The sequence below is a fragment of the Micromonospora sp. WMMB482 genome, from assembly GCF_019038635.1.
GTDB lineage: Bacteria > Actinomycetota > Actinomycetes > Mycobacteriales > Micromonosporaceae > Micromonospora > Micromonospora marina.
In genome coordinates this window covers 480,977-493,542 of record NZ_JAHOPD010000020.1, presented here as the reverse complement: position 1 = coordinate 493,542, position 12,566 = coordinate 480,977, and the positions used below count along the sequence as shown (strand labels likewise).

General features: G+C 74.4%; 10 protein-coding genes. 7 read left to right on the top strand and 3 right to left on the bottom strand.

Annotation, left to right across the window (positions count from 1 at the left end; genetic code table 11):
• The first annotated feature begins 97 nt into the window (after positions 1 to 97).
• The 6 genes from KSK32_RS03080 to KSK32_RS03055 all read left to right on the top strand — a co-directional run bounded on the left by KSK32_RS03080 (position 98) and on the right by KSK32_RS03055 (position 5,636).
• Complete coding sequence (locus KSK32_RS03080; protein WP_216928328.1) at positions 98 to 574, top strand: SRPBCC family protein; 477 nt, start codon at positions 98 to 100, stop codon at positions 572 to 574.
• 21 nt (positions 575 to 595) lie between these two features.
• Positions 596 to 1,231: a hypothetical protein gene (locus KSK32_RS03075; protein WP_216928327.1), complete on the top strand. Its 636-nt coding sequence runs from the start codon at positions 596 to 598 to the stop codon at positions 1,229 to 1,231.
• 73 nt (positions 1,232 to 1,304) lie between these two features.
• The gene (locus KSK32_RS03070) at positions 1,305 to 2,252 is read left to right on the top strand and encodes an ROK family glucokinase (RefSeq protein ID WP_026267860.1); all 948 of its coding nucleotides are present in this window, start codon (positions 1,305 to 1,307) and stop codon (positions 2,250 to 2,252) included.
• 1 nt (position 2,253) lies between these two features.
• Complete coding sequence (locus KSK32_RS03065) at positions 2,254 to 2,952, top strand: endonuclease/exonuclease/phosphatase family protein (protein WP_216928326.1); 699 nt, start codon at positions 2,254 to 2,256, stop codon at positions 2,950 to 2,952.
• 397 nt (positions 2,953 to 3,349) lie between these two features.
• Positions 3,350 to 4,756 carry an NAD(P)/FAD-dependent oxidoreductase gene (locus KSK32_RS03060; RefSeq protein WP_216928325.1) on the top strand — a complete coding sequence of 469 codons (1,407 nt, stop codon included), beginning with the start codon at positions 3,350 to 3,352 and terminating at the stop codon, positions 4,754 to 4,756.
• 55 nt (positions 4,757 to 4,811) lie between these two features.
• Complete coding sequence (locus tag KSK32_RS03055; RefSeq protein WP_216928324.1) at positions 4,812 to 5,636, top strand: alpha/beta hydrolase; 825 nt, start codon at positions 4,812 to 4,814, stop codon at positions 5,634 to 5,636.
• 15 nt (positions 5,637 to 5,651) lie between these two features.
• Here KSK32_RS03055 and KSK32_RS03050 read toward each other — a convergent pair whose 3' ends face one another.
• Together KSK32_RS03050 and KSK32_RS03045 are read right to left on the bottom strand one after the other, a co-directional pair.
• Positions 5,652 to 7,070: a trehalose-6-phosphate synthase gene (locus KSK32_RS03050; RefSeq protein ID WP_216928323.1), complete on the bottom strand. Its 1,419-nt coding sequence runs from the start codon at positions 7,068 to 7,070 to the stop codon at positions 5,652 to 5,654.
• Between the two features lie 172 nt (positions 7,071 to 7,242).
• Positions 7,243 to 8,082: a DUF308 domain-containing protein gene (locus KSK32_RS03045; RefSeq protein ID WP_216928322.1), complete on the bottom strand. Its 840-nt coding sequence runs from the start codon at positions 8,080 to 8,082 to the stop codon at positions 7,243 to 7,245.
• 186 nt (positions 8,083 to 8,268) lie between these two features.
• On the opposite strand from KSK32_RS03045, the gene KSK32_RS03040 reads away from it, so the two are divergent.
• Complete coding sequence (locus tag KSK32_RS03040; protein WP_216928321.1) at positions 8,269 to 8,964, top strand: 1-acyl-sn-glycerol-3-phosphate acyltransferase; 696 nt, start codon at positions 8,269 to 8,271, stop codon at positions 8,962 to 8,964.
• A gap of 3 nt (positions 8,965 to 8,967) precedes the next feature.
• Here the strand turns inward: KSK32_RS03040 and KSK32_RS03035 are convergent, their stop codons facing one another.
• Entirely contained in the window at positions 8,968 to 12,435 is a 3,468-nt protein-coding gene (locus tag KSK32_RS03035) for an AAA family ATPase (RefSeq protein ID WP_216935766.1), read from the bottom strand.
• Positions 12,436 to 12,566 lie beyond the last annotated feature (131 nt).

Sequence of the window (12,566 nt, the reverse complement as noted above, 5' to 3'; positions counted from 1 at the left end):
CGGGGGGCCTGCCAGGGAGGTTGCCCGCCCGGCTGGTGGGACGCCGTCCGGCGGGTGGTGCGGGACCGGTCGCGGGGCGGCCGGGTAGCCTCCCCCCATGGCGGACACCTCCACCCAGTCGATCATCATCGGCGCGTCACCGGACCGGGTGGCGGCGGTCATCTGCGACTTCCCGAGTTATCCCGAGTGGGCCGAGGCGGTACGCCGGGCCGAGGTGGTCGAGGAGTACGAGGACGGCTACGCCAGCCAGGTCCGGTTCACGCTCGACGCGGGCGTGATGGCCGACGAGTACGTGCTGGCCTACGAGTACGCCGAGGACGTCTCCCGGATCGAGTGGCACCTGGTCGCCCCGTCGAAGATGCAGCGCTCCCAGCGCGGGTCGTACGACCTGGTGGGCAACGCGGACGGGACGACCACGGTGACCTACACGCTCGAGGTGGAGCTGTCCGTGGCGATGCTCGGCATGTTCCGCCGCAAGGCCGAGAAAATGATCATGGATGCGGCGTTGAAGCAGCTCAAACGCCGGGTAGAAGAACCCGGTGCGGCGCAGGAGACCCGACCGTCGTCCCGGTAGTCACGCTGGAGGAGCCGAACCATGGGCACCACTGATCCGGGTTCGGCCCGGGAAGAGGCCGAGCGCCTCGTCGCCACACTGCTCGCCGGCGCGAAGATGGCCGCCGCCGCACCCGGCTCCGGTGCCTGGGGTCCGCTCGCTGGGATGCTCTCCGGTGTCCTCGGTCACACCCCGCCCGGCGCCGGCCCTGCCCCGGAGACGCCCGCGCCCGCCGGTTTCGCCACCGGCTCGCCGGAATGCTGTGTCTGCCCCGTCTGCCGCGGTATCGCCGCGTTGCGCGATCCGAGTCCGGAATTCGCCGAGCGGCTCGCCACCGGCGCCGGGGACCTGGCGGCCGGGGTGGCCAGCGTGCTGCGGGCGTTCACCCCGGCCGAGCCGGAGCGAACCGCCGACGCCGGCACCACCGCGCCGGACGGATCCGGGGACCACGTGTGGCGCGAGGCGACCCGTACCGGGCATGATTCTCAGCCGGCACCCGAGCAGGACGTGTGGTCCGCCGCCACCCGGGGGGAGGGCGCGGCCGAATCGGGTGCCGCCGCCGACGCCGCCGGGCCGCCGGAGCCGGCGACGAGCCGGCCACCGGCCGGCCGTCCCGTGGTGCCCGCCTCGCGGGCGTCCGGAGAGGTGGGCGCGGACGCACCAGGCGACGGGGCCTGACCACCGGACATCCCGGGACCGTACGGCCGGTTCGGCCGGTTCCCGGGCAGCACAGCAGAGGGGAGTGGCAGCGGTGACGCTGACCATCGGAGTCGACGTCGGTGGCACGAAGGTGGCCGGCGGTGTCGTGGACGACGCCGGCACGGTACTCGTGCAGACGCGACGGGACACCCCCGCCGACGACGTGGCCAAGACCCGCGACGTCATCATCGAGGTGGTCACCGAACTGGCCGCCGGTCACGCCGTGGAGGCGGTCGGCATCGGCGCCGCGGGCTGGATCGACGCCTCCCGCTCCACCGTGCTGTTCGCCCCGAACCTGGCCTGGCGGGACGAGCCGCTGCGCACGTACGTCGGCGACGCCACCGGCCTGCCGGTGATCGTGGAGAACGACGGGAACGTGGCCGCCTGGGCGGAGTTCCGCTACGGCGCGGCCCGCGACGCCGACGACTCGATGGTCATGTTCACCATCGGCACCGGTGTCGGCGGCGGCATCGTGCTCGGCGGTGGCCTGGTCCGTGGCGCCAACGGCATCGCCGCCGAACTGGGCCACATGCTCACCGTGCCGGACGGCCACCAGTGCGGCTGCGGCCGGCTCGGCTGCATCGAGCAGTACGCCAGCGGCAGCGCCCTGGTCCGCTTCGCCCGCGCCGCCGCCCGGCAGGAGCCGCACCGGGCGACCGCGTTGCTGGAGCTGGCCGGGGGCGAGGCCGAGACGATCACCGGCCCGATGGTGACCGCCGCCGCGAAGGGCGGCGACCCGGTCTCCACCGAGGCGTTCGCCCAGGTGGGCCGCTGGCTCGGCACCAGCCTCGCCGACATGGCGCAGATCCTCGACCCGCAGGTGCTGGTGGTGGGCGGCGGCGTGATCGACGCCGGTGACCTGCTGCTCGGGCCGACCCGGCGGTCGTTCGCCGACGCGCTGGCCCAGCGCAGCCGCCTGCCCGTCGCCGAGGTGCGTCCGGCCGAGCTGGGCAACACCGCGGGCGTGATCGGCGCCGCCGACCTGGCCCGGCGGATCTGACATGACTGATGCGGGTGTGCCGCTGCGGGTTCTGTCGTACAACATCCACAGCCAGCGTGACGACGCCGCCGCGCTGGCCGAGGTGGTCCGGACCGCCGCCCCGGACGTGGTGGTCGTCCAGGAGGGACCGCGCCGGTTCCGGTGGCGGCAGAAGTGCGCCGCGCTGGCCGAGTCGTTCGGCATGGTCGTGGCCGCCGGCGGCCTGCCGTCGCTCGGCAACGTGCTGCTGACCAGCCTGCGGGTGCGCGTCGTCGACACCAGGTGCCGGCGGTACCCGCTGACGCCGGGACGGCACATGCGCGGCGCCGCGTACGCGCAGTGCCGTGTGGGCGGCGTCGACGTGCTGCTGGCCGGGTCGCACCTGTCCACCGATCCGGCCGAGCGGCCGGCCCAGGCGGCGGCGTTCAAGCGGGAGCTGTCCGCGTCCACGCTGCCCGTGGTGGTCGGCGCGGACATCAACGAGGGCCCGGACGGGCCGGCCTGGCAGACGCTCGCCGAAGGGCTCACCGACACGGCACTCGCCGCCGACCGGGCCGACCGGCACACGTACTCCTGCGCCGACCCGCGCCGCCGTATCGACGCGCTGTTCGTCGACCCCCGGATCACGGTGGTCGACTACGACGTGGTGGACACCCCGGCGGCCCGCCGGGCCAGCGACCACTTCCCGGTCCTGGTCGACCTGCTGCTGCCCACCGCCTGACCGGCGCGGATCGCCGCCGTGGCCGGACGCCCGGACCGTGACGCACGGTCAGGTGCCGGGCGGCCGGCAGCGCCACCGCTTCGCCGCCTTTGCTCTGCCGCCACATACGCACCAGCTACCCGCCGTGACCGGCGGGTAGCGTCCCGGCCGGACTGCCGCGAGACATCCGCGCAGCTCGCGGTGGTGCTGCGTCCGTGGCGGCAGAGCAAAGGGCAAGCGAGGGTACGCCTCCGGCGCGGCCGGTCCACTCACGCTCGGTGATCGGCCCGGGGGTGACGCTGTGTGAGGCGGGCCGGGCGGGTGGGCGGCGCCGGATCCGGTGGCTGGACAACGGCGGGCATTCTCGGCAGGATTTCGCTCCGACCCGGCACGCGTGCCGCACAAAGGAGAATTCCCGGTGTCCTCCTCCACCGACCTCGGCCGCCCCGATCCGGACCGGACGGTCGCACCGAGCCGCGACGACCGCCCGGTCTCCGACCGGGGCGACACGGTCTGCGTCATCGGCGCCGGCGCCAGCGGCCTGACCGCCGTGAAGAACCTGCGTGAAGCCGGCTTCGGCGTGGACTGCTACGAGCGGGAGACGGGCGTCGGCGGCGCCTGGAACTGGCGGCACGACCGCAGCCCGGTGTACGCCAGCACCCACCTGATCTCGTCCCGGCCGTTCACCCAGTTCCCCGACTTCCCGATGCCGGACGACTGGCCGGACTACCCGCACCACAGTCAGCTGCTGTCCTACTTCGAGCGGTACGCCGACCACTTCGACCTGCGCCAGCACGTCTGGTTCGGCACCGAGGTGGTCCGCGTCGAGCCGGTCGAGGGGAACCGCTGGGACGTGACCACGCGCAGCACCGGCGGCTACGGCCCCGAGCGCACCTCCCGGTACGCCGCAGTGGTGCTCGCCAACGGCCACAACTGGTCGCCCAAGCTGCCCCGCTACGAGGGGCTGGAGGAGTTCCGGGGCGAGGTCATGCACGCCTCGTCCTACAAGGATCCGGCGCAGCTGCGCGGCAAGCGGGTGCTCGTGGTCGGGGCCGGAAACACCGGCTGCGACATCGCGGTGGAGGCGGCCCAGCAGGCGTCGCACTGCTGGCACTCCACCCGCCGCGGCTACTGGTACGCCCCGAAGTACGTCCTCGGCCGCCCCGCCGACCAGGTGAACGACACGCTGCTGGCGCTGCGGGTGCCGTTGCGCGTACGGCAGTGGCTCTACCACTGGACGCTGCGGCTGACCGTCGGCGACCTGACCCGGTTCGGCATGCCGAAGCCGGACCACCGGGTCTACGAGACGCACCCGATCGCCAACAGCCAGCTCGTCTACTACGTCGGCCACGGCGAGGTCACCCCGGTGCCGGACGTGGCCCGGTTCGACGACCGCGCGGTGGAGCTGACCGACGGCCGGCGGATCGACCCGGAGCTGGTCGTCTTCGCCACCGGCTACCTGCCGCGCTTCGAGTTCCTCAAGGGTCAGGTGCTCGGCGACGAGGACGGCTCCGGGCGGCCCCGGCTGTGGCTCAACGCGTTCACCGCCGGTCACCCCACCCTCGCCGTGGTCGGCCTGGTGCAGCCGGACTCCGGCATCTTCCCGATCTCGCACTGGCAGAGCGTGCTGTTCGCCCGGCTGCTCACGCTGCGCGCCACCCGGCCGGAGCGGGCCGCCGCGTTCGACAGCAAGGTCCGGGCCGGCCTCGGCGAGCGGTACTCGGCGAAGGTCAAGGACAGCACCCGACACTGGTTCGAGGTCGGGCACGCCGACTACCTGCGCGCCTTGCAGCGCGCGCTGCACGAGCTGGAGGGCACCAGGTGAGCGCGAGGAACGCAGCGCAGCGGAGTCCCGCAGTCGCGAACGAAAGGCAGGCACGGTGACGGCCGAGCGCGTGCGGGTGGTCCGGTCCTGGGAGTGGGCCCGGCCGGAGCGGCCCGCCCGCCGCGAGGTGCTCGCCGCCGTACCGGAGCGGGAGGAGGCGAAGCCGCCGCTGCTGTTCGTGCCCGGGTTCGGGCACGGGGCGTGGGCGTTCGCCGAGCACTGGCTCGGGCACGCCGCCGGTCGCGGCTTCCCGGCGTACGCGCTGAGCCTGCGCGGGCACGGCGGCAGCGAGCCGGCGCCGGAGGCGACGCTGCGGTCGTACACCCATGACGTGACGCAGGTGGCGGCGAGCCTGCCGCGGCAGGCGGTGCTGGTGGGGCACGGCGCCGGTGCCCGGGTCGTGGCGCACGCGATGGCCCGCTACCCGGCGCGGGCCGCGGTGCTGGTGGCGCCGGTGCTCGGCGGCTGGGCGACGTTCGGCACGGCGGTGCGGCGCAACCCGGCCGGTACCGTCCCGGCGGTCTTCGGCGCCGGGCTGCGGCTCAACCGGCGGCAGTTGTTCAGCCGGGAGCTGCCGGACGCCGACGCGCGGCGGCACCTGGCCCGGCTGGGCCGGGCCGGGCGGCGGGCGCAGTGGCAGCTGCTGACCGGCCGGGCACCGGAGCCGGCGGTCGGCCGGCCACCGGTGCTGGTGCTCGGCAGCCCGGACGACCGCGTGCTGCCGGCCACGGCGCTGACCAGGGCCGCCCGGCGGTACGCCTCGGCGCCGCTGCTGTTCCCCGGCATGGGGCACGACCTGATGCTCGACGCCCGCTGGCGCGAGCCGATCGACGCGATCCTGGACTGGCTGGACAAGGACCCGGCGCCCACCCACGGGTGAGCGCCGGGGCCCGGGTCACCGGGCGGCGGGGCGGCGGCCGGCGAGCGTTCCGCTCTCCTCCAGCGCGCTGAGGTAGGACGCCGCCCAGGCGTGGATGTCGTTGTGGGCCAGATGGTCCCGCATCGCGCGCATCCGGGCCGCGACGTCCTCCGGGCCGGCCCGCAGCGCGGCCAGCAACCCCTGCTTGAGGCCGTCGAGGTCGTGCGGGTTGACCAGGTACGCCTGTTCCAGTTCGGAGGCGGCGCCGGCGAACTCGCTCAGCAGCAGCGCGCCGGTGCCGTCGACGCGGGCCGCCACGTACTCCTTCGCGACCAGGTTCATGCCGTCGCGCAGGGGCGTCACCGCCATCACGTCCGCGACCCGGTAGAGCGCCACCAGCTCGGCGCGGTCGAACGGCTGCGTGAGGTAGTGGATCGCCGGCTCGCCGACCCGGCCGAACTCGCCGTTGATCCGGCCGACCTGGTGCTCCACCCGATCGCGCAGGATCTGGTACTGCGCCACCCGGTCGCGGCTGGGCACCGCCACCTGGACCAGCACCGTGTCACGGACCTTGATGTCGCCGTTGGCGAGCAGCTCCCGGTACGCCTTGAGGCGCTGCTCGATGCCCTTCGTGTAGTCCATCCGGTCGACGCTGAGGATCACGTGGTCGGGCCGGCCGAGATCCTGCCGCAGCCGGTGGGCCCGCTCGGCGACCTCGGGGCGGGCGGCGAGCGCTGACATCTCGGCGGTGTCGATGGCGACCGGGAAGGCGCCGATGCGCACCACCCGGCCGTCCACGCCGATCCGCCGGTCGGTGGCGGGCAGGCCGAGCACCTTGGTGGCGAGCTGGGCGAAGTTGTGGGCGGCCTGGGAGCGCTGGAAGCCGACCAGGTCGGCACCGAGCATGCCGCGCAGCAGTTCGGCCCGGCGGGGCAGCTGCATGAACAGTTCCGGCGGCGGGAACGGCACGTGCAGGAAGAACCCGATCCGCAGGTCGGGGCGCAGCTCGCGGAGCAGGCCGGGCACCAGCTGGAGGTGGTAGTCCTGCACCCAGACCAGGCCGCCCGGCTCGGCCACCTGGGCCGCGGCCTCGGCGAACCGCTGGTTGACCCGCTGGTACGCCTCCCACCAGCGGCGGTGGTACTCCGGCTGTTCGACGGCGTCGTGGTAGAGCGGCCAGAGGGTGGCGTTGGCGAAGCCCTCGTAGTGGTCGCGGAAGTCCTCGGCGCTCAACGGCACGGTGTGCATCCGGACGCCGTCCACGTCCGGCAGCTCGGGTGCGGGACCGGTGCCGCCGGCCCAGCCCACCCAGGTCGCGGGTGTGTGCCGCAGCAGCGGGTGCAGGGCGCTCACCAGGCCGCCGGGGCTGCGGCGCCATTCGAAGGCGCCGTCGGGCGCCACGCTGTCGTCGATGGGGAGGCGGTTGGCCACCACCACGAGGGGGCTCTGTCGCATCTCGGGCATTCCGCTCAGCAGGGGACCGGCGACCCGGAAGGAGACGCAAGCCGGACAGCCGGTGCGGGACGTGACGTTCGGCCTATTCCTACTGACTGTAAGTTACACGCTTGTTACGCCCCCGCCCAGGGCGGGCGGCGTCCCGCCATCCGGGCGGCGCCCCGGTGCGGCGTCAGACGACCGCGCCGTCGTCCGGGTCGTGGTCGTCCCGGTCGCCCGGGCGCAGTCGCCAGATCAGCATCACGAAGCCGGCCAGGATGCCGGTGAAGCCGAGCAGCGTGACCACCGACGGGTCGACCAGCGACACCACGGTGGGGGACAGGAACAGCAGGAAGCCGAGCACGATGCAGGCCACGCCGAGCACCGCGTACTTGGAGAAGCGGGGCAGCGGGGGCGGCGGGGGCGGGGTGTAGTGCTCCTCGTCCGACGCCTCGTCGGGCAGGTTCGTACCGAACGTGTCCAGGCCGTCGAGCAGCGAGGGCTCGTCGTGCCGGTCCCGGCTGAGTGAGACACCGGAGACGTCGGCGGCGTACGGCAGCCGGCGCACGTCGGTGGCGGTCGGGCCGGCGGGCTCCTCGGCCCGGCCGCCGGCGGCGGTGCCCGGCGCGGGCGGGTCGTCCACGTCCTCGGCGGCCGGCCAGGGGTTGCTGCCGGCGCTCGGCGCGGTGTGGAAACCGGCCACGATCTTCGCCCACTCGGCCTCGATGTCCGGCTCGTCGGCGCGCGGCGGGTCGCCCGCGCTCTCGTCGGCGAGCTGGGTGAGGTAGTCGCGGGCGGTGGTCAGGTGCGACCTGTCGACGTAGAGCCGGTCGACCGGGCGGGCCGGGACGGTGGTGGTGCGCGTCACCGGGTTCAGGTCGGCCGAGGGCTGGAGGTAGGCCGCGATGCCACCGGCGGCGAGCACGTCGAGCAGGTGCTCGCCGACGCGTGGATCGACGTCGCCCGCGACCGCGTACTCGGCCGCGTCGAGCCCGTTGTCCCGTCGTCCCCGACGGGGCCCGCCCCCTGACACCGGACACCCCCTTCGCCGATCCCTGCCCGTGCCCTGAATCGTGACACGTCCGCACCCGGTTCCGGGAGTGCGTTGTGGCGTGCCGCTCGTCGTTCGTACCCTCTTCCCGGACTCCCGTGTGCGCCGCCGGCGCCTCCGGGGCCACGCGGCGACCCGTCCGCCGCCACCGACACGGGAAGGACGCCGGTGCTGTACTGGCTGCTGAAGTACGTCGTTCTCGGCCCACTGCTGAGGTTGATCTTCCGTCCGCAGGTCGAAGGGCTGGAGCACGTTCCGGCCACCGGCCCGGTGATCCTGGCCAGCAATCACCTCTCCTTCTCGGATTCGATCTTCACGCCGCTGATCGTCAAGCGAAAAGTCACCTTCATCGCGAAAGCCGAATACTTCACCGGTAAGGGCCTCAAGGGCCGGCTCACCAAGATGTTCTTCGTCGGCTCCGGCACCATCCCGGTCGACCGCACCGGCGGGCGGGCCGCGCGCGCCGCCCTCGACACCCAGCTCTCGGTGCTGCGCGCCGGTGGCATCGCCGGCATCTACCCGGAGGGCACCCGGTCGCCGGACGGCCGGCTCTACCGGGGCAAGACCGGTGTGGCGCGGCTGGCGCTGGCCAGCGGCGCCCCGGTCGTGCCGATGGCGATGCTCAACTCCGACGCGATCCAGCCCACCGGCCAGATCATCCCGAATCTGGGCCGGGTGCGGATCCGCTTCGGACCGCCGCTGGACTTCTCCCGCTACGCCGGGATGGCCGGCGACCGGTTCGTCGAACGGGCGGTCACCGACGAGATCATGTACGAGCTGATGGAGCTGTCCGGCCGCGAGTACGTCGACACGTACGCCCAGAAGGCCAAGAGCGCCGCGGCACCGCAGCCGGTCCCGGTCTGACCCTCAGCCCGCCCCGGCGATCCGCAACAGCCCACCGGCGGCGTGCCGGCCGGCGAACGCGCGTACCCGGTGCAGCGTCGCCGCCGCGGCCGGCGGGTCCGCCTCGGTCAGCGGCCCCACCGCCAGCGCGGACGCGATCATCTGGTCGGTGACGTCGGTCATCTCCGCGTACCCCTCGGCGGCGGCGGTGAGCAGCCGGCCCGCCCGCCCGGCGTCCCCGTCGCCCCGGGCCAGCGCCGCCTCGGCCGACCGCCCGGCCTGCCGCGCCCACCGGGTCACCCGTGGCGAGTGGGCCAGCAGATCGCGCACCAGCACCGCGGCGTCGCCACCGAGCAGCGCGGCGACGTGACCGACCGCCGGCACCCACTCGGCGAACGGGATCATCGTGGTCTGCCGCCAGTCCTCGTCCAGCTCGGTCAGCAGCGCCATCGCCTCGTCCCGTCGGCCCTGCACCGCGCGGCAGAGCGCGGCGTGCGCCAGCGTGGAGCGCAGCACGCGCTGGAACCCGCTGCGCCGGGCCGCGACGAGCGCCTGATCCACCAGGTCCTCGCCGGTGCCCGGGCCGGCCGGGCCGTCGCCGAGCGCCCGGATCCAGCCGGACACGGCCACGATGTGCAGGTCCCACTCGTCGGTCGGGCGCCGGGTCGACCCCTCGGCCATCCGCAGCGCCGACGTCCAGTCCCCGCTGTAGTAGGACCGGGCCCACTGGTCGCTGAAGCTCACCGTCAGGGCGTGCTCGCCGGCCAGGTCCAGCGAGCGCTGCTCGTCGACCAGCCGCGCCGAGCCGGTCAGGTCGCCCTCCTCCTGGAGCACCCAGGCCAGGTTGTGCACCGCGCGGCGGCGGCTGGTCAACCGCTCCACCCGGCACTCCTCGGTCACGTCGGCCAGCTCGGCGTACGCCTCCTCGGCGCCGGCCTGGTAACGGACCACCGCGAGCGTGATGCGCGCGTTCGCCCGGGCCTCCCGCAGCTCCAGCCGCTCGGCCAGCTCGGCGGCGGTGCGCGCCGCCACGCACGCCGGCTCGGTCTCGGCGTCGAGCATGTGCGCCCGGGCCAGCTCCAGCAGCACGCCCACCTTGTCCTCGCTGTCCGGCAGCGAGGCGTGCAGCCCGATCGCCCGGTCCAGGCAGCGCATCAGCTCCGAACGGTCGGCCCGCGCGAACGCCGCGGTGGCCAGCAGCCGCCACGCCTTCGCCGCACCGGGCCGGTCACCCGCGTCGGCCAGCCGGCCGGCGAGCGCCGTGAGCAGCGCCGTGCCGCCGCCGTCGAGGAAGCCGTCCCGGTCCCGGTAGAACGCCAGCTCGGCCTGGAACAGCTCGAGCGCGGGGTCCGGACCGCACTCCACGCTCAGCGCGCGGTCCACCAGCGTGGCCGCGGTCTCCAGCGCGTGCAGGTCGTACGCCCGGCGCGCGGCCCGGTGCAGCGCGGACCGGGTCGCTGCGGCGTGCGGTGCCTGGTCCAGCCCGACCGTACGGGCGATCTCGTGCGCCGCCCACCTGTGGTTGGCCAGCACCTCGGCCAGGTCGTGCTGGCGGCCGTCGGCGAGCTGCTCCAGCCAGTCGGCGGTGCGCTGGTGCCGGGCGACCCGCTCGGCCCGGGGCAGCCGCTGATAGCAGACGTCCCGGACCAGCACGTGCCGGAACCGGTATTCCGCCTGGCCGGGCATGGTCGACACGGGCAGCTCGTAGACGAGGTCACGGCGCTGGAGGTGGTGCAGCGCGCGGTCGACCCACTCCGCCGGGCGGCCGAGCGCCAGCGCCACCGGCGCCGCCCAGAACTGCACGCCGACGACCGAGGCGGCCTGGAGCACCGCGCGGTCGGCCGGGTCGAGCAGGTCCAGCCGGTTGGCGATGACCGCCTGCACGGTGCGCGGCATCCCGGCGCCGCCGACGGGGTCGACGAGCGCGAGCGCGGCGGTCCGCTCGGCCAGCCCGCCGTCGAGCAGCATCCGCGCGTACTCCTGGGCGTAGAGCGGGTTGCCGTCGGCGAACTCGATCAGCGGTGCCCGCGCGTCCTGCGGCAGCGTGGCCTGGCCGAGCAGCAGCGAGTAGAGCGTGTCGATGTCCCCGTCGTGCATCGGCGGCACCGAGATGGACATCGCCCCGCTGATCGTGCCGGTCCAGGCGGGGTGCCGCTCGCGCAGTTCCGGCCGGGCGGTCGCGACGACCAGCAGTGGCACGTTGCGGGCCGCCGCGCCGAGCTGCTCGACGAAGGACAGCATCGCCTCGTCGGCCCAGTGCATGTCCTCGAAGACGAGCACGGTGGGACCGGTCGCGGCCAGGGTGAGCAGGAAGCGCCGCCACGCCGCCTCGGTCTCGGCCGAGGTGAGCCGTTCGCCGGAGACGCCGACGAGCGGGCCCAGCGCCTCGGCCAGCCGTACCGCGTGCGGGTCGGTGAGGTGGCCCAGTCGCTCGCGCAGCCGGTCCCGGATGGTGGCCGGGTCGTCGGCGCCGGTCAGCCCGGCCCAGCTCCGGACGATGTCGGCCAGCGCCGCGTAGGTGACGTTCTCCCCGAACGGCGGGCACTGGCCGGTCAGCCAGGTGACCCGGGTGCCGGGCAGGCTGGCGGCGTGCCGGGCCAGCTCGCGCAGCAGCCGGCTCTTGCCCACCCCGGCCGGGCCGAAGACGGTGAGCAGCTGCGAGGTGCGCTCGGTCAGCGTGCGGTGCAACGCACTGACCAGCAGGCCGCGCTCGTGGTCCCGGTCGACCATCGGGGTCAGCTCGGCGGTCTGGCCGTCGCGCCGGGGCCGGGCCCGTACGGCCAGCCAGATCCGGCTCACCGACGACCGGCCGCGCAACGTCACCGGTGGCTGGTCGTCGTACTCCATCTCGCGCCGGGTGGCCGCCCAGGTGCTCTCGTCGACCACCACGCCGCCGACCGGGGCGAGCCCCTGCAACCGGCTGGCGGTGTTCACCACGTCGCCGGTGACGAACGCCTGGCCGCCGTCGCGCGCCGCGGCCAGGTCGACCAGGGCCTCGCCGGTGGCGATGCCGACCCGGAACCCGAGCGGCGGATGCGGTCCGGCCGGCTGGCGGGCCAGGCTGCGTTGCAGCTCCAGCCCGGCGCGTACGCAGCGCAGCGCGTCGTTGTCGGTGGCCACCGGCGCGCCGAACAATGCCATGACGGCGTCGCCGATGTACTTCTCCACCACGCCGCCGTACTGGTGCACCAGCCGGCGCACCGTGGCGAAGTAGGCCTGTTGCAGGCTGCGGGCCTGCTCCGGGTCGGCCCGCTCGGCGAATGTCGTGAAGTCGACGATGTCGATGAAGAGCACGCTCACCTGGCGGCGGTCCTCCTGCACCGTGGCCGCGTGGTCGCGCAGCGGCTGACCGCAGTTGGTGCAGAAGTTGGCGCCGGTGTCGTTGGCGTGGCCGCAGCCCGGGCAGGCAGCCGCCAGCGGACGGCCGCACCCACCGCAGAAACGGTCGTCCGGCCCGGCGGTCCGGGAGCAGTGTCCACAGGTGAGGTCGATGTCCGGCTCCGTACGCGTGAGGTCCCCAGTGTCCCGCGCGGCCGTGCAGTCGGGTACCCGACGGGTCGGCGGGACGTCACGGCTGTTCGGCCGGGTCTAGTCTCCCCTAGCAGGAAGTCCCGTCGACAGGG